A 16,402-nucleotide genomic window follows, 5' to 3' on the forward strand; every position below is an offset into this window, starting at 1 on the left:
CCGCCCTCTTTCCTATTTCCGAGCACGACCCATGCCGCTGATAAAAATTAACCTTCTGAAGGGCCGATCGCCTGGGGAGCAGGACAAGATCCTCGACTGCATCCATGAGGCGGTGGTCAGGGCTTTCCATGTACCGCCAGCCGATCGCTATCAGATCCTGATCGAATACGAGAGATCGCATGTGCGCGCGGAGGATACCGGTCTTGGTTTTTAGTGACAGGCTGATCATTATCGAGGTGATCTCGCGAGCGCGGTCAACTGACGACAAACAGGCCTTCTATCGTTTCGTTGCGGCAGGGCTTTTGGATGTGTGTGCGATCGACCCTGCAGATGTTGTGGTGAGTATCGTAGAAAATGGTGACGCGAATTGGTCCTTCGGCCTTGGTCGAGCTCAATTCATAACCGGCGAGCTTCGCGGAAATCAGGCATCGCGGCGGTGAAAGACGTCAATGTCTAATGCCAGTCCGATACGGCCGCGCCATCAGCTTTGACCGGCCGCGCAAATTCAAACAACAAGCAGAGAGCAGCTATGAAACAGCTACACCGAACCGTTGCAGCGTCACTGGGAATGCTGATGACAACTTTTTTAGTTTCGGCGCAAGCCCAGGAGGCCATCATCAAGTTCCAAGTCGAAGGCCAGACAATCGTAGGCACGATGGTCAGGCCGGATGATGTCGCGAATCCTCCCGTCATCCTGATGCTTCACGGTTTCACCGGCAGCCGCAACGAATGGAGTTCGGAGGCGGTGAAGGAAGGCCTGTTCGGGCGTGCCGCGCCGGTGCTCGCAAAGAATGGCATCGCTTCGCTTCGGATCGATTTTCGCGGCAGCGGCGCGAGTGACGGCAAGTTCGAAGACATGACCGTCGAAACCGAGATAACGGACACACAAGCAGCGCTCGACTTCCTATCGGCGCATGACAGCATCGACGGCAAACGTATTTCGTTGATGGGAATGAGCCTGGGCGGTGCGGTCACGACAGCAGTTGCCGGCCGGACGAAAACGCCTTTAAAGTCTGTCGTGCTCTGGAACCCCGGCATCAATCTTCCGGCAGCGTTCATCTCCATATTTGGCGAAAAGCAGATGGCGGAAGCTGTGACAGCGGGCGATAAAGTCTATCCGGCCAAGCGCGTCGGAGATGGGAAGGAAATTCCCTTGAAAGGCCGCTTCTTCGAGAGCCTCTACGCGGTGCAGCCTGCCGGCGAAATCTCGCGCTACAAGGGGCCGCTGTTCCTCGCGGTCGGCACGCGCGATAGCATCGTCTTTCCCCAACCCGTTCTCGCCAAGTCGTTGCTGGCTTATCACGACGGTCCGGAAGAACTGTGGGCTGAACCCATTGATCATGGTTTCGGCGTTGAACAGAGTGCCAAGACCGTGGACAAGCTGATCTTAGCGACGGTCGCCTTCCTAAAGTCCAACGGCGAATAGCCTGCGCGTCGAACGGCGCTCGCTTGGCCGCCAATGCCGCCGGAATTGGCGGCGTCTTAGCGAAAGCGGTAACGCTCGCCTGTCGGTTATCCTTCATGCAGGATGCTTGCCCGCGTGAACCTGCCCGGTTCCCGAGTACATCCGCCCCGTGACGACCGAAAGAAAAATTCGAGCTGATCGTAGGCCGCTCGCTGGCTGAAGACGGCGCGGCTATGATCGCGAGCTGCAACGGCGTACTCTCGACCCTCTCAAGAAGCAGGCGTCCAGACCCAATCAGGATATTACCTTTCGTACCGGCCAGTTGGGAAGAAGTCCGGTCGCACGCGGAAATGATCGCAGGCGAGCGAGCATGTCCTCGACTGGTTCCATATCCCCATGCGCAATGGAAGCCGCTTCCTTCCGCGGCTAACCCGATCCTGCCCCGCAACTGCGCGCAGGATTGCTGGCCGGCGTCGCCATCGTCGACCGCGCCGGGCCTGCGATGCTCGAGATGCTTCACGCCCGTACGAGGGGAGCATGAGGATTTGTGGGGCGGTCAAGCCGCGCGGACCATTTCGCCGTTCTCGTGATTGTCGTTCGCCATGCCGGGATACCATTGCCGGAAGGTCGACCGCAGGGAGCCATCGAGGGTCTGCGTGCGGGTTTTCAGCAGAAGATGTGCACCGAGGCTGTGTTGCAAAGTCTTCGGTAACCAGGCGCATGGCACGGCCTCTGGTAGTTTCGCCGGAGAGTTCAGATGTTCAAGGGCCGCCATTTCGACCAGTCCGTCATTCTGCTTTGCGTTCGCTGGTATCTGGCCTACGGCTTGAGCCTTCGCGATTTGAAGGAAATGATGGCCGAGCGCGGCATCAGTATCGATCATTCGACGATCCACCGCTGGGTCGTTCACTTCTCGCCCTTGCTGCTGAAACGCTTCAATCGGCGCAAGCGTGCCGTCGGCGGAAGGTGGCATATCGACGAAACCTGTATCAAGGTTCGCGGCCGCTGGATGTATCTCTATCGCGATCGACAGCGTCGGCGACACCGTCGAGTTCTGATTCAGCGAGCATCGTGATCTGCCGGCGGCCAAAGGCTTCCTGCGCAAGGTGTTGCAGCGTCACGGCCGCCCCGAGCGCATCGTCATCGACGGTAGCAGACGAATCGCGAGGCGATCCTTTCCTGTGACGCGGAAAGCCGACTGCGGGATCGGTCGCGGCGGCAGCTCAAGCCGATCCGCATCCGAAAGAGCCAGTACCTCGACAACCGCATCGAGCAGGATCACCGGCGCATCAAGTGTCGTGTGCGGCCTATCTCGGTTTCGAATCATTCGCAAGCGCTATCGCCACGCTGGGCGGGATCCACATGATGGAAAACGACAGGCGAGGTACGCCTTCAATCCAAATCCGCCATCGCCGAGCAATTCGAAATCATCGCCGCCGCGTGAGGCTGGGGTTTGGCTGGCGTGCTGGCCGATGCGACCAACCTCGGTCCGAAGCGAATGGCGAGCGCGTCCAAGGGCATCAGCGCGCACCAGATCGGCTGGATGCGCACCTTCCACGCGCGGTCCGAGACCTATCGCGCGGCGCAAGCATGTATCACCGATGCACACACCCGACATCCGCATTCTCGACTGTGGGGCAACGGAGCCGCGGTCGTGACCGGTCTCTCAGCGCGAGCAAGCGAACGCGTCATTGAAGCGCAGATCGAGTCGAGAGCTCATTTGATGAGCGACGAGTGGAAAGCATTCATGGCCATTGGTGAGAGCTTTGCCAAGCACGAGACCGTGAAGCGTTCCAGTGATGAGTATGTTCGCGATGCCGTCCACGTCAATTCGGTAGAGGGCTTCAACTCCCGCGTCCGCCGTACCATCGCCGGCGTCTTTCATCATATTAGCCCGCAGCATGCCGACCTGTATTTCCACGAGGTTGGCTTCCGATGGTCACAGCGCGTGGTGTCCGGGAGCGCCGTTCGGAAAACCCGGTATGGTCTAGAAGTCTTGAGGACCATCTGGTCGCGCGTGCCGCCGGCGCTGCAGCTACTGAGAGTTTTTCGCGTCGCCACGGGGCGTCAGATGCGCCGTAGCCTGGGTGGAGGAATCATCATCAAATCAACCGTAGCTGCCTTTGGTTGATAAATGCCTCGTACGATTTTGAGCAGTTCTTGTTCCGACCCCATCATGCGAAGATCGTGTGACTGTCCAAGTTTTGGCAAACGAGAGGCATCCCACAGATGGGGCACTCGGCTGCTGCGGGTCACCTTCGACGACAGTCACACTTACTGATCTCGATTTGATTGTTGAACCTCGGTCTTAACAGCAGCAGTGCTGACCTCAAGCTCCTTAACCGATGTCGAAATGAGTTTGGCCGCATGGCACGCGCAAGCGGAGCACCCTGGCCAGCCATTGTGCTTTAATCCGTGCTGTTTGCTCTCACAACCGCCTGGAAAAACCTGAGGTCGGCGCTGTTCATCAGCCATCTCCTTTTCAGATGAAAAACATCTGATCTAATCGTTTGCCTTAAGTCAAGTGTCGCAATAGCGTCAAAGAGAAATTTCCGGGAACATAGAAGGAAAGCCAAGCCATGCGCCAAGCAGCGCCCCGCTTTGCACTCGACCACATGGCGGCGCCCGGACTCGACGTCAGGGCACTTTTCGCTTTTGCCCGTGACCAGGGCCTGACCGATGTCCAGATCCGCAGCCAACAGCGCAGCAATGCTATTGCACGCGGCATGCCGGCGGCGGACGTCCGCTCTGCCGCCGCCGAAGCAGGCGTTGGGATTATTTCCATCAATGCCTTGCAGCGCTTCAATGAGTGGACACCCGCCCGCAAGACCGAAGCGAGCAAGCTCGCCGATTATGCGGCGGCCTGCGGAGCCAAGACGCTCATGCTAATGCCTGTCAACGACGGCTCCTGGCCCGCCAATGGCGAGCGCCGGGGCGATCTCCGCTTTGCCTTGAAGGCGCTCAAGCCGATCCTCCAGTCGCGCGGCCTGATCGGTCTCATCGAGCCGCTGGGCTTCCAGACCTGCTCGCTTCGATCGAAGAACGAAGCGGCTAAGGCCATTGCCGCCATTGATGGCCAGTCCGTCTTCCGCCTCGTGCACGACACGTTTCATCACACGCTCGCCGGGGAGACGTTCTTCTCCTGCGACCTGACCGGTCTCGTGCACATTTCAAGAGTGAACGATCCAATCCACTGGATCTACCCGGATCGCGTCCTATTCGGTTCCGACAATGGCAGCCAGATCCGGGCGCTGCTTGATGGCGGTTATGCGGGCCCCTTCTCATTCGCACCGTTTGTCGACGCAGCCCACCCGCTGGACGATCTCGCCGGCGCACTTGCCGCGAGCATCGATCTCGTCCGACAAGGGCTATTGACGCGAATGGCGGCGTGAGACGCGGGAGTAAATCAGGGGTGCCTGAGACGGCTTTTGGCGTCCCGCGGAGAAGTCATTCGAGACGCCTCCTGTAACAATATCTTTCGCATCCAGATGCTTGCCGCATCACTGTTGTGAAGGGCGATCTGTGCCTGAGACCATCCGCGGATCGTGCTAAAGGCCTGCACGATAACCTCAACACGTCTCTTGAGGCCATGCTCAAGAAAAACCGCTCCTCGATGGAGGGCTTCAGCTCGGACCCTGAGTAGTGCGATTAACGAACGTCACTTCGCTGGTCGAACGGGTGAACCGCTTCTATCGAGTCGTCGCCCGTGGCGCTTCCATTCCCTATGCTGCCTTCATTTCGCGGTCCTCGCCAAACTGTTCAGACAAATCAAGCCAGCTCTCCCGGGGACAGACGCCGGCAAGCTGTGCGTGGACTTAGCGAAACAGCCGTCCGCAATTTAGCCCTGTCCAGAGTTTGCGAAACACGCAAAAAAGATGAAAGTGCGAGGTTCAGGCGCATCGGTGCCGACTGCACAGAGTTACGTCATTTGAAGTTATGCCAAGGGGAAACGGTATTGGGCAACGGCTCAGGCGCTGGCGAACCTTTGAATGTTGCGCATGCATTGGAGCGCCGGCCGATTCGGGCACGATCAACGATCGCTGTGGCAAGCTCACGTCAATGTCCCCGAATTGCCTTTCCCTACCGCCAGACTACCCCGCTCAGGAGCGCGACGCCGGCAGCACTCCCATCTCCTTGAGCAACCGGCTAGCGCCGTCAATCTTGTCCATGGTCCAGAGCATGAAGCGACTGTCGACATGGATGCTGCGATTGCGGTCTGCGGCATATGCCCAATCGGAGATCACTCCATCAAGCGTGCCATCGAAGGCGAGGCCGACGAACTCGCCGCGTCCGTTCAGCGTGGCCGAGCCGCTATTGCCGTTGGTGATGTCGGCGGTGGACAGGAAGTCGACCGGTAACGTGCCCAGCGCCGGCGCGGCATAGGGGCCATAATCCTTGGCTCGGATCGCTGCGATAGCCGCATCTGGAGCGTCGAACTCACCCTTGCCCGTTTCTTTGGCCAGAAGTCCATCGGCCGTGGTAAAGGGCATCCATATCTGCCCGTCGCGTGTTCGCCCCGCCACCTTGCCCCAGGTGATGCGCAGCGAGCCATTCGCGTCGGGATACATCGGCCGGCCGATTGCCTGGCGGTAGGCACGCTGGCCGTGCATATAGATGGCGCGAGCCGCCTGGCTGCGTCCAGCGCGGTCCTTCGCAGCGTGCTTCGCAGCTATGTCGCCGGGATAGAGAGCGACCGCCAACTTGATGAAAGGGTCCTCCGACGCCTCGAAGGCAGCAGCGGGCTTGTCAAGCCAGCCGAGCCGCATTACCGTGTCTGCGAGTTTGGTGTCTGCATAAAGTCGGTCAAGGCCAATTTGGCCCAAAGTGCTTTCGAAAGCAGTATCGCGGTCCTTTGCATCCAGCCGGCGATATTCGTCGAGTGCGGCTTCGAAAAGCTTTCGATCGATGTCTGGCAAATAGCGGCGTTCGATCTGCGTCAGCTGATCCGAGATTTCTTTACGGTCACGATCCTGAAAGCCGCTTTCACGGTCTTCATCGGGCTTCTCGTGCTCCTTTGTCCAGCGATAGAGAGTGCGTGCCGATGACAGTAGTTGCGCGCGATTGAGCAACGCCTGGCGCAGCCTCGCCAGCGAAGCCCGGCTATTCTCGCCCACCATCGCGTCCAGTTCGCGGATTGCTGCGTCAAAGCGCGTGTGCCGCACGGGATACTCAGCGACCCAGGCGCGAAAAGCTTCCTCCTCGGTAGCCTTGCGCGCGTCGAGGCCGATCGCGTCGGCGCCGGCAAGATCGCCCGCCAGCTTCTTCTTGTAGTTTTCCACGCCCCGCAGGATGGAGGCGTAGCGGATCTGCGCTTCGCGATTGCCTTCCGTGGCTTGCTTGATCTGGGCCGCATAATCCGAGAGCAAACGCTGGGACAGTGGTTCGTAGTGCGCGAAGTTGAACCGGACTTCATCGGCGGTGAGGAACCGATTGGTTGCTCCGGGAAAGCCGGCGACCATCACGAAATCGCCTTCTTGCACGCCTTTAGAGGCGATGCGCAGCCAGTTCTTCGGCCGGTAGGGCACGTTGTCGCGCGCATAAGGCCGGGATGAACCATCAGGGGCGACATAGGCGCGATAAAAGCCAAAGTCGCCTGTGTGGCGCGGCCACATCCAATTGTCCGTTTCGCCGCCGAAGTTACCTATGCCGAGCCCGGGCGCATAGACGAGGCGCACGTCCTGAATTTCGAGCTTCTGCTGGAGATGGTAGGAGGCGCCGCCATAATAGGACCCTACGTCGCAGCGGCGATTGGGCTGTTCTTCACACGCGGCGATCAGCGCCTTGCGGTTCGCTTCGAGCCGCTCATAGCGGGCAAAGCCGTTCAGCTTGTCTGAGACGCCCTTGAGCATGTCAGCGGTCACATCCCGCATATCCTCGATCACATAGATGCGGCTGCCGGGCGCCGCAGGCAATTCTTCACCCAGGCTCTTCGCCAGAAACCCGTTGGTGAGATAGTTTTGGCTCTCCTTGCTGTTGTACTGGATGGATTCCAGCACGCAGTGATGGTTGGTGGCGACCAGCCCTTGCGGACTGACGAATGAGGCGGAGCATCCGCCCAGTGAAACGATCGCGTTAAGCGGGGCAGCGCCCAGACGGCTCAGCTGCGCGGGATCGATCTGGAGCCCATCCGCGCGCATGGCCGCGCCGACTTCCGCACTCTGGGCCGGCATCCAGATGCCTTCGTTCGCCGATGCAGCGGTGGCCGTCCAGAGCAAGGCGATGGCACTTACCCAAGCAACCATATCACATTCGCAGTTCATACTGGTGTCTCTCCCATTCTATCTACTGTCTCCGCCGACTGGATCCATGAGCTATCAGACTGGCCGGCGACCCCAGCGCCTGCGCGGCTGCCACTGGGGCTGAGGGGACGGTCAACGCAAACATCTGGATGACGCTCCCCTCACATCGTGTCGGTTGTGTGCAACGTTGCGGATCATCCGTTGCACTAATCGTGCCAAAGGAACAAAGCTTTCAACGACCTAAATGGTAAGCTGCCTTCCATGTCCGACCTCCGACATTTCGTCGTAGACCCGACACCCTCGTCCTCGCCAGCGACGAAGCCCGCTGCCGAACGGCCGTAGCCTGTCCATAATTGTGAGAGTGCGTTTCTTCACCTAGCCGTATACGCCGAAGACCATGCGGTATCCTGGGCATATCCTTGCTGGTGTTCGCCGATCGGGAAGTGGAGCGACCCATCTGCGAATATCTGAATTATTATCGCCGCTGGAGGCGCCGGGCGGTTCAGGAACTGCTCAGCTCCCGTTCCGCTGTGCCTCTGATGCGACTTTGGGCGAACAAACATCGAACAACGTCAGAACGACTTCGCTCACATGCTGGGATCCGCTATTCGTCATGGGCTCAGTTGCGCCAAGACCCTTCCGAGCCGAGAACCAAATGTGTCGCATTAGGGCCCGAAAGCTGCCTGTCGGCTCACGGGAACGAAGTAGTTTCTAGAAGCGCTTTCAAATTAGATCTAGGGAGCACCGATGCGAGCGCTAGCGCACGCCTTCACACCCTAGCTATATGTAGAGCTGTGCGCAGCGTCGTTCGTCGCGATCAGATACATATAAATGCCGGTGCCGCCGAGCCGGCCGACGGAATCGACCTCAGCCGCGATCAGCCGGCAGACCAGTTTCCGTAGCGCGTCAACGTCGACCCGGCCGGAACGATCGGCGGGGGTGATCGGAAAAGCAGACAGGCCGTTTGCGATAAATCATGGTTCAATTCCTCGGTCGGTGGGGGCGAAACCCGGCCAGTAGTGGCCGTCAGGCGTCGGCCGTTTGCCGAAGATGGCCTGACCGACGCGCACGACAGTGGCGCCTTCCTCGATGGCTTCCTCGAAGTCTCCGGTCATACCCATGGAGAGCCCGGTGAGCGCGGCGTTGTGCTTCACGGCTTTGTCCCGCAGCCGGCGCAGCAGAATGAAGCAAGGCCGCACCTTGGCCATGTCGGAGGAAAACAGCGCAAGTGTCATCAACCCGCATGGCCGGAGACGGGGAAGCTGATCGAGGGTCTCCACGAAGGGCAGCAGTGCGTTCGGATGGAGGCCGAACTTGCTGTCCTCGCCAGACGTGTTGACCTGCACATAGACGTCGAGGAAGCGATCTTCGCGCTCCAGCCTCGTGTTCAGAAGGTCGGCGAGCCGCAGGCTGTCGAGCGCATGAAACTCACGCGCGAAGCGGGTCAGATATTTGGCCTTGTTGGTCTGCAGATGTCCGACGATGCTCCAGTCGATGGCGAGATCGTGAAGCGCCTCGCGCTTTGTCATTGCCTCCTGAATCTTGTTCTCGCCGAAGGTGCTGATGCCGACGTCGAAGGCATATCGCAGGATATGGGCCGGCACCGTCTTGGTGATCGGCAGCAACCGCACGGAGGCACGGTCGCGCCCGGCCCGTGCGCAAGCAAGCGTGATGCGCTCTTCAACCGACGCCAGATTGGTGCGGAAGCTGGTAAGGGGATCAGGCCCGAAGCGTTCGACGTCCTCGGGCGAAAGCGGCGGATTGTTCGTGCCCATTGTGATCCTTCGCAGCGGTTTTCGTTACCATGGGAGACTTTTCCTTCGTCCGCACTCGTTTTGCGGGTAGCCTCGCATGTACCGTGCCAAAGCAGAAAGCATTTAGAAACGTGATTGGTCAGATTCTATTACGTTACGTACCCGACATTGTCGGCTATCGGACAAAGCCGAACGTGCCTAAATGGACCATGATGCAGCCGCGGGGGGGGTACTTCTTGGTACAGCGGTAAACCGGCACAGTAATAATCGTTATGGAGAAGAACGGAGAACTTAGATGCGTATCGGTAAACAGAAAGACCGCCATTTTGGTGGCAGAATTGGCAGTCTCGGATGCGTCTCCGCTGAGTGTTTGGCCGTCTTTGTGTATCTGTTCGGTTCCGTGCGGTTTCCCCCCGGCCACGCTCGCTGTAACCAACGTCCGAGCCTTCCGGGCAGGTCGGCGTACTCTTGGCGGCCCGGCTCTGCGGCGTTCGCTTCGTGGCATACCGGGCCAAGAGAAACCGGGCTTCGCCATGGCAGAGATCAGCTTCTTCATGGGCGGAACGCGGTACGGACCGCCGTGCCAGGATGGATTGGACGAAGCCGCGCACAACAGAACTTGGCACCCCCAAGAGGCATCCTGAGCATTGCGGTGCTCGGCAGAAGGTGACAGCGGCAAGCCCGCTTGCGGCGTAAAGCAGTTGTTTCATGTCAGATGATCCTCTCGATTGTTGCTGCTGGTCGCTCCCGACCGACAAATAGCTGGTCGATGAGTGAGGCGTTCGACACTCGAGCGCGTAGGTGACGGCAGCAACGAGCGTGAAGGCAGAGAACCAGAAGATCCCCAGGCGATAGAGCAGCGGTTTGTTGGGGATATTTCGGCAAAGAGGGGAAAGGCGAAGAGGCGACAAGAAAGCTGTCGAACGCCAGGTGACGTTGATCGTGATGCTGCTCGGGTGATGCTCGAGTGAGGCCCGGCAACATCAGGACGGTGCTCGGCGTTTCGTGCCCATCCACCTTCTCAGACAGGGGAGATTTGGATGCAGCGCCTTCAAAGTGGAGAACAAATCACCTTCGCCGCGAACCTTTCACATCGTCCCGCTACCACCACCGTCGATGAAGTTTCGGACTCGCGCGGGCCAAATCGGGGATCGGCATCGCAGCCATGCGATCGATCTCGTCCCGACGGTTGCCAAGGTTGAAAACAAGGCATAATTGCCCAGACATCCAGCTGCTTCGGAGGCTTGCTATGACTTTTGCTCAATCGGTCGGTGCGTTCTTTCGTAGGCTGAAGCCGTTCATCCTGCTTTTCCTGTTGACTCAGTTCCTCGTCAGGCTGGCGCTGTCGCTGGTTTCGGCCAAAGACCTGTCTTTACATCCGGCCGACTGGCTGGTTCCTTTCTTCACTGGCTTCTGGTTCGATATCGTCACGCTGCTTCCAATCCTCGTGGTCTTTCTCCTCTTCCCGCTGCTCCTGCCAGTTTCGTGGGCCGGAAAGCGGTTTGACCGCGCAGTTGGGCTCTCGGGCTTCGCAATCTTCCTGTTTATGATGGTCGTGCAGGGGGTCAGCGAGTATTTCTTCTGGGACGAATTCACGACGCGCTTCAATTTCATCGCGGTCGACTACCTCGTGTACACGCAGGAAGTGATCCAGAACATCATGGAGAGCTATCCGGTGGTGCCGCTGCTTGCCGGCATCGGCCTTTGGCGGTCGGCGGGGCCTATCTGCTCCGCCGCCAGGTGAAGGCAGGCTTCGCGCCGCATCCGCCGTTCATGAAGCGGCTGGCGGTCTTTGCGACGATAACGGGAATGGCCGCCGCCGGCGTGTTGGTGACGCCCGATTCGATCACACGGCCGATGCCGAGCGCGATCGCCCGCGAACTCGGGGGCAACGGACTCTACGGTTTGGTTAGCGCCCTCTTCTCGAATGAGATCGATTTCGCGAATTTCTATCGGACCATGCCCGAGAAACAGGCGGCCGAACGGACACGCGACCTTTTAGCGGAAGATCACGAGCCGTTCGAAAGCACCGATTTAAACGACATCACGCGTGACATTCGAGCCGAGGGGCCGATGCTGCGCAAGAACGTCATCTTGGTCGGCATGGAAAGCATGAGTGCGGAGTTCATGGGCACATTCGGTAATCCGAAAAGTCTGACACCGAACCTTGACCGGCTGGCGTCTGAAGGCCTGCTTTTCACGGAAATGCGGGCGACCGGCACACGCACCGTGCGCGGGCTTGAAGCGATCGCGCTCTCAGTCCCGCCGACCCCAGGGCAATCGATCCTGCGTCGCCCCGGCAACGACAATCTCTTCACCATTGGCTCGGTGTTCCAGGATTCGGGCTACGATACGCGCTTCCTCTATGGCGGCTACGGCTATTTCGACAACATGAACGCGTTCTTTTCCACTAACGGCTTCGGTATCGTCGACCGCGCTACGATGGCGGCAGGCGATGTGCATTTCGCCAATGCGTGGGGCGTTAGCGATGAGGATCTCTATGACGAGGTGATCCGCCAAGCCGACGCCTCGGCGAAAGCCGGCAAGAACTTCTTCAGCTTCGTCATGAACACGTCAAACCACCGGCCCTTTACCTATCCAGCTGGCGCCATAGACATCCCATCGCCGGGCGGGCGCGACGGGGCGGTCAAATATTCCGACTACGCGATCGGGGAACTGGTCAAGAAGGCATCGGCGAAACCGTGGTTCAGGGATACCGTTTTTGTCTTTGTCGCCGATCATACGGCGAGCGTCGCAGGCAAGGTCGAGATCGACATGAACAAATACCACATACCGTGCATCATCTGGTCGCAGGGCTTTGTCAAGCCCCGCCGGATCAACCGGCTGGCGAGCCAGGTGGATATTGCGCCGTCGCTGCTTGCCCTGCTGCAGGCTAGCTATCGCAGCCGCTTTTTCGGCGACGACCTGATCGAAGCGGACGAACCGGAGCGGCCGGTCTACATCTCCAACTACCAGAAGGTGGCCATGATCCTGCATGGCCGCACGACGATCCTTGAGCCCAAGAAGCAAATCGTCCAGATGAAGGGTGAGGAGGTGCAACCTGAAAGCGCCGTGGACCACAACGCGGTCGAAGATACCGTAGCCGTCTATCAATATGCCTCGCACTGGCGCGATATTTCACGCCGCATTCCAAGTATTCTTGACAACGGCACGCTGGCACTCGGCCGGTTCGGTGTGCATCGCCTGCCAAACCCGAAGCGACGCGCGCCTCCGTCCAGGACCACACCCACCATACCTGTGCGCTAACAAAGCCACCGTGCCACAACGTCTGCTCCGGTGATCACCCAGAGGTGTGAGGACCTTAACAATCCCTTGCAAGACCCTTCGTGGTGGCAACGGCAATGGCCGGAACGGGTCCAGCCTGTCGTGGAAATACGTTGATTTGATAACGTGATTCCCGATCAGCGAGGTGAGTCGGGCTAAAGCGGTTTGTCGAGGGCGAGGATCGCCGGCAAGCGGCACTGCTTCCCGAGTGCCTGGAGGATTACGTGACGCAGGACAATCCGGGGTGGCGACAGGTGCATCGTGGATCTGCTACTTTCGCGCGCTCCACTTTGGGAGGCGCAGCACGCGTTGCCCCTGTCGACAAACTGAGCCTCGTGCTGGTGGCGGTGTTCGGAGTGACATTCCTCAAGGAACATCGTCGTCGAACTGGGCAGGGGTTGCCTCGATCGCAACAGGCGCGGTTCTGGTACGCTACAAAGCTTATTGCTCCGTCTTTAGGATCAGAACAGCCAAAAAAAGGTGGGCAGGTAGCCAGCTACCTGGAGGTATTCGATGCCTTCGATGGCTGGAAAGATCGCCAGAAAATAGAGGGCATCGAAGAATGTGCTTCTTAATGCGTGTGTGGAGAACGTGTGCTGATGCTTGTCCTGATGCAGCCACGGCTTGGGCCAGAACCGCGGCGTCCTTGCCACATATGCTTCGAACTCCGGACCAAATTTGTCACGAAGAAACGTCTCTTCCTTTCGGGCAGTCATTCCGAAAACCGCATAGGTGCACCCCCCCAGAGCGGATGCAACGATGAGCGATCCGAAAATGAGGCCGATGCCGAATGCTCCGATCGTCGAAAACAGATATAGGGGATTGCGGGTGATCGAGTACGGCCCGCTGACTGCCAACTCGCTGTTCTTCCGCCCCCCGACATAGAGGATGCTCCACAACCTCCCGAATATGCAGACGAGGATCAGAACAAAACCGATCATCTCGACGACCTCGTGAAGGCTAGATGCTTCATCCCAACCGGGGCGAGAGAATAGCAGCGACCCAATCGCCGCTATGCTCAGGGCCTGGACGACCAAAAGTCTCTTCCGCTGATTAAATGGTTGCGGGGCAATGGAAGCGGACATCATGGTTCCTTCGACAAAGGCTTTTTCGGGGACTCGCGCCAAGCAGTCCTCTCCGCAGGTTTGAAGCTCTCAAAATCGCGTGCTGTATCGCGCGGGTTAGCGGTTACTAACCGTTCTGCAACATTGGTCAATGGCCCGTCTGGAAGGTCAAGGTGGTTACGGGGTTCCTCGGCCAGCGCTCCTCCAGTCGCGGGATGAACTTCCAGCTGCACGTGTCCGTTTGCTATCGCGATCCGTTGCTCAGCTTCCAAAGTCGTTTCTCTACCCCACGTAGGTTACCACCGAAGCTTGATCTGCTAAACCAATATGGTGTTACACTTGTAGTCTCGCAGAGGCTTCTTCCAGCTCTCTGGGTCACGTCGAGAGCCGTAACCGGATCAGATTTGGCGGAGGGGGTTTGCGGCGAGCGCGTTCGTGATTCACCATTTGCGGACGCCACCACCGACTAATCCGCTTGAAGGCCTGTCGCTTGCTCAGCTCCGCGGGCCGTTCGCTGCGCTGATCGGCTTAGTGCGCGGTCTTCAGGCCGAGTCGAGAGCCTTGAGATCGAGAACCAGGCGCTGCGCGCCGAGATCCAGACCCTCAAGGATCGCCCTCCGGACAAGCCGACCAAGCCGTCGGAATGGGCAACGCAGCCGGAGGGGAAGCGACGCCGTCGCGGCGCCAAGCGCGACGGCCGGTCGCGTGAGCCGCGAGGTGACGGTTGCGGAGAGCGCTCCTGCGGACTCACGCTTCAAGGGATACAAGACGATCCTTGTGCGCGATCTGGTTTTGTCGGCCGGGGTGATGCGCTATCGCTGGGAGTGCTGGGTGACACCGAGCGGCGAGAGGCTCGTCAGCGGCAGGTGACACTCGACAACGGCATCCTGTTCCCGCGACGACTGCGCAGGAACCGCAGCGAACGCATGTGGGCGCCGCCACAGCACGGCCGCATCCGAGTCCTGCATAACCGAGATATGCCGGCGCCTTCTTCTACGGTCGAACGCGTGGTCGTCCCCGGCCGGGCGGCGGCCTCTCGCAGATCAAGGTGAATAATATGGCCGAGTGGCGGATGCCGACCTGCATCCGGGTTATATCGACTGGGAGCGCTTCAAGGCCAACCCGGAGCGTGTCGCCACCAACGAACAAGCTTATGGAATGCAGCGCCGCGCCGGGACAGTCCGCGAAGGATCCGCCTGCTCCAGGGCAGAGTTCTCTGCAGCCTTTGCAGCGGGCAAACATGGGCGTCCATTACAACGGCCCTCCGCCGAGGCCCGTCGGCGAGTCGGAAGCCGAAAGAGTCGCGGCTCCCCTCACCCGTTCGGCCGTTCCGTCGTACCAGGCGAGCGTCTCGCAGCGCGAAAGCTGCTCAGGCGACCGTTCGCGATTTTGGCCGGATCGACGTCGTCCTGGGGCAGGAAGCAGGCGAATGACTGGCAAAAAGCGTCCGCCGCAGCCCGGCGTCGATCACTGGAACCTGGCGCCGGCGCGGCGGAACTGCAGGGCGGCGGCCATTCCGGAATAGCTGCCGCCTACATCGATGATGGAACCTACACCGCGCCCCCTCTGGCTCATCGGGTCATCGCCTCGCAGGTAATGATACGCTCGATCTAGATGCACTCGCGCGGCGGAAAAATCGCTTGTCATATGACCTCTCAGTTGCCGCCCGCGCTGGCCATCTACGAGGTGAGGGTCGCGCAATCGTCAATATCCAAAGGCGAATTTGATTTAAATCGTGGATGATCTGGGAGAAATCCGGACCCCGGCTTGTCTTATACGAGAGCCCCTTGCTGACGTCGCCGGCCGGGCTCGGTTGGCTCTGCAGTAGCGTTTCGTGGTGCGCCACCATGAAAGTTCGCACGTTTTCATGCGCGGTCGATCAGACACGGTTCACGAACAAAAGCCTGCGGACGGTGCAGATGGCGGTAAAAGCCTGGCGGCAGGTCGGCCCTGGCGACTGGACGACGCCGGCTCTTCCACCAGCCAAATCGTTTGGTAACATTCGTCGATGAGGCAATAGGGGTGCAGTTTCTCAATTCGCCCGACATCGGGAGCCCGCAAGTCAATCTGATTTCAGGATGGTCCGCATATTGAGGTAAGGCACAGGCGCCAGGTGCGCCACGCTCATCGACAATCGCGGCAGATGGTGTTCGAAATGTTCATGCCCTCCGGAAGGATGAGCTTGTCCCGTGCCGACGCCGGTCATACCGGCTATGGTTGGCGCAGCATCGCTAAATGGCTGACTCTTCGACACGCCACCCGACTGACGCAGGACGGCGTTGAACACGATGTCACCTTACATTTCGAGGCGTTTCTCAGCCAGTGCTGGAGCAGCTGTTCCACGGTATCAAACAGCGCGGCTACACGGGTAGTTTCTCGAATCTCGAGCGACTGCTCGCAAAGCTGGAGCCGCGTCGAAAGGTCAGGGACATCGGTCGCCCTCCGATCATACGCCACCAACCAGCCGGCGATGCTGTCCCGATACGGGCTCCGGCGACCGGCCATATTATCTCGCCGGTAGTCGCCGCTGCCCTGTTCATGAAGCCGCGAGGCATGCTGACGATCTCTTCCGAGCGCGCGGCAGTCGGTGAGGGACCGGCCTATCATGGCCGCATCACGAAGCAGGTCTCCTGAATCGAAGCCTCTATCCGATCG

Annotated in this window: 13 protein-coding genes and 4 pseudogenes; 10 read left to right on the forward strand and 7 right to left on the reverse strand. The window is 59.4% G+C overall.

Going from position 1 to position 16,402, the window contains the following annotated elements; translation table 11 throughout:
• The first annotated feature begins 31 nt into the window (after positions 1 to 31).
• From A9K68_RS32570 to A9K68_RS29820, 3 genes are all read left to right on the forward strand, one after another.
• On the forward strand, positions 32 to 214 hold the full coding sequence (locus A9K68_RS32570) for a tautomerase family protein (RefSeq protein ID WP_348626642.1): 183 nt from the start codon (positions 32 to 34) through the stop codon (positions 212 to 214).
• Complete coding sequence (locus tag A9K68_RS32575) at positions 204 to 440, forward strand: tautomerase family protein (protein ID WP_348626643.1); 237 nt, start codon at positions 204 to 206, stop codon at positions 438 to 440. Before A9K68_RS32570 ends, A9K68_RS32575 begins: the two co-directional genes overlap by 11 nt.
• An 89-nt stretch (positions 441 to 529) precedes the next feature.
• A complete protein-coding gene (locus tag A9K68_RS29820) occupies positions 530 to 1,426 on the forward strand; it encodes an alpha/beta fold hydrolase (protein WP_082982694.1) in 897 nt (298 codons plus the stop codon).
• 535 nt (positions 1,427 to 1,961) lie between these two features.
• Here A9K68_RS29820 and A9K68_RS29825 read toward each other — a convergent pair.
• The gene (locus A9K68_RS29825) at positions 1,962 to 2,180 is read right to left on the reverse strand and encodes a hypothetical protein (RefSeq protein WP_141246627.1); all 219 of its coding nucleotides are present in this window, start codon (positions 2,178 to 2,180) and stop codon (positions 1,962 to 1,964) included.
• Here A9K68_RS29825 and A9K68_RS29830 point away from each other — a divergent pair.
• The 3 genes and pseudogenes from A9K68_RS29830 to A9K68_RS29845 all read left to right on the forward strand — a co-directional run bounded on the left by A9K68_RS29830 (position 2,163) and on the right by A9K68_RS29845 (position 4,797).
• Positions 2,163 to 2,849: pseudogene (locus A9K68_RS29830) on the forward strand (IS6 family transposase). The gene A9K68_RS29825 and the pseudogene A9K68_RS29830 overlap by 18 nt on opposite strands.
• 54 nt (positions 2,850 to 2,903) lie before the next feature.
• Positions 2,904 to 3,536 (forward strand): IS1595 family transposase, encoded by a 633-nt coding sequence (locus A9K68_RS29840; RefSeq protein WP_245430164.1) that lies wholly within the window; start codon positions 2,904 to 2,906, stop codon positions 3,534 to 3,536.
• A 448-nt stretch (positions 3,537 to 3,984) separates the two neighbouring features.
• Positions 3,985 to 4,797: a TIM barrel protein gene (locus A9K68_RS29845; protein ID WP_095780343.1), complete on the forward strand. Its 813-nt coding sequence runs from the start codon at positions 3,985 to 3,987 to the stop codon at positions 4,795 to 4,797.
• Positions 4,798 to 4,811: 14 nt separating this feature from the next.
• Here the strand turns inward: A9K68_RS29845 and A9K68_RS32580 are convergent.
• The 4 genes and pseudogenes from A9K68_RS32580 to A9K68_RS29855 form a co-directional block, all read right to left on the reverse strand.
• Positions 4,812 to 5,032, reverse strand: a pseudogene (locus A9K68_RS32580) (LysR family transcriptional regulator); the annotation flags it as partial.
• Between the two features lie 473 nt (positions 5,033 to 5,505).
• Positions 5,506 to 7,647, reverse strand: a complete 2,142-nt coding sequence (locus tag A9K68_RS29850) for a S46 family peptidase (RefSeq protein WP_246811264.1) — start codon at positions 7,645 to 7,647, stop codon at positions 5,506 to 5,508.
• A gap of 815 nt (positions 7,648 to 8,462) precedes the next feature.
• Positions 8,463 to 8,615: pseudogene (locus A9K68_RS32155) on the reverse strand (dihydrodipicolinate synthase family protein); the annotation flags it as partial.
• Positions 8,616 to 8,618: 3 nt separating this feature from the next.
• Positions 8,619 to 9,419: a YggS family pyridoxal phosphate-dependent enzyme gene (locus tag A9K68_RS29855; RefSeq protein ID WP_065008819.1), complete on the reverse strand. Its 801-nt coding sequence runs from the start codon at positions 9,417 to 9,419 to the stop codon at positions 8,619 to 8,621.
• Positions 9,420 to 10,647: 1,228 nt separating this feature from the next.
• Here A9K68_RS29855 and A9K68_RS29860 point away from each other — a divergent pair.
• The 3 genes and pseudogenes from A9K68_RS29860 to A9K68_RS32160 all read left to right on the forward strand — a co-directional run.
• Positions 10,648 to 11,142, forward strand: a complete 495-nt coding sequence (locus tag A9K68_RS29860; protein ID WP_065008820.1) for a hypothetical protein — start codon at positions 10,648 to 10,650, stop codon at positions 11,140 to 11,142.
• Positions 11,103 to 12,665, forward strand: coding sequence for an LTA synthase family protein (locus tag A9K68_RS29865; protein WP_065008821.1), 1,563 nt, complete (start codon positions 11,103 to 11,105; stop codon positions 12,663 to 12,665). Before A9K68_RS29860 ends, A9K68_RS29865 begins: the two co-directional genes overlap by 40 nt.
• Positions 12,666 to 12,921: 256 nt before the next feature.
• Positions 12,922 to 13,122, forward strand: a pseudogene (locus A9K68_RS32160) (EamA family transporter); the annotation flags it as partial.
• Positions 13,123 to 13,144: 22 nt separating this feature from the next.
• Here A9K68_RS32160 and A9K68_RS29875 read toward each other — a convergent pair.
• Positions 13,145 to 13,810: an isoprenylcysteine carboxylmethyltransferase family protein gene (locus A9K68_RS29875; RefSeq protein WP_348626644.1), complete on the reverse strand. Its 666-nt coding sequence runs from the start codon at positions 13,808 to 13,810 to the stop codon at positions 13,145 to 13,147.
• Between the two features lie 1,999 nt (positions 13,811 to 15,809).
• The gene (locus tag A9K68_RS29885) at positions 15,810 to 16,034 is read right to left on the reverse strand and encodes a hypothetical protein (protein ID WP_141246629.1); all 225 of its coding nucleotides are present in this window, start codon (positions 16,032 to 16,034) and stop codon (positions 15,810 to 15,812) included.
• A 35-nt stretch (positions 16,035 to 16,069) separates the two neighbouring features.
• On the opposite strand from A9K68_RS29885, the gene A9K68_RS29890 reads away from it, so the two are divergent.
• Complete coding sequence (locus tag A9K68_RS29890; RefSeq protein WP_065008825.1) at positions 16,070 to 16,381, forward strand: hypothetical protein; 312 nt, start codon at positions 16,070 to 16,072, stop codon at positions 16,379 to 16,381.
• The last annotated feature ends 21 nt before the right edge of the window (positions 16,382 to 16,402 follow it).

The sequence above is a fragment of the Mesorhizobium sp. AA22 genome (assembly GCF_001672375.2).
In the GTDB taxonomy this organism is placed as follows: Bacteria; Pseudomonadota; Alphaproteobacteria; order Rhizobiales; family Rhizobiaceae; genus Mesorhizobium; species Mesorhizobium wenxiniae.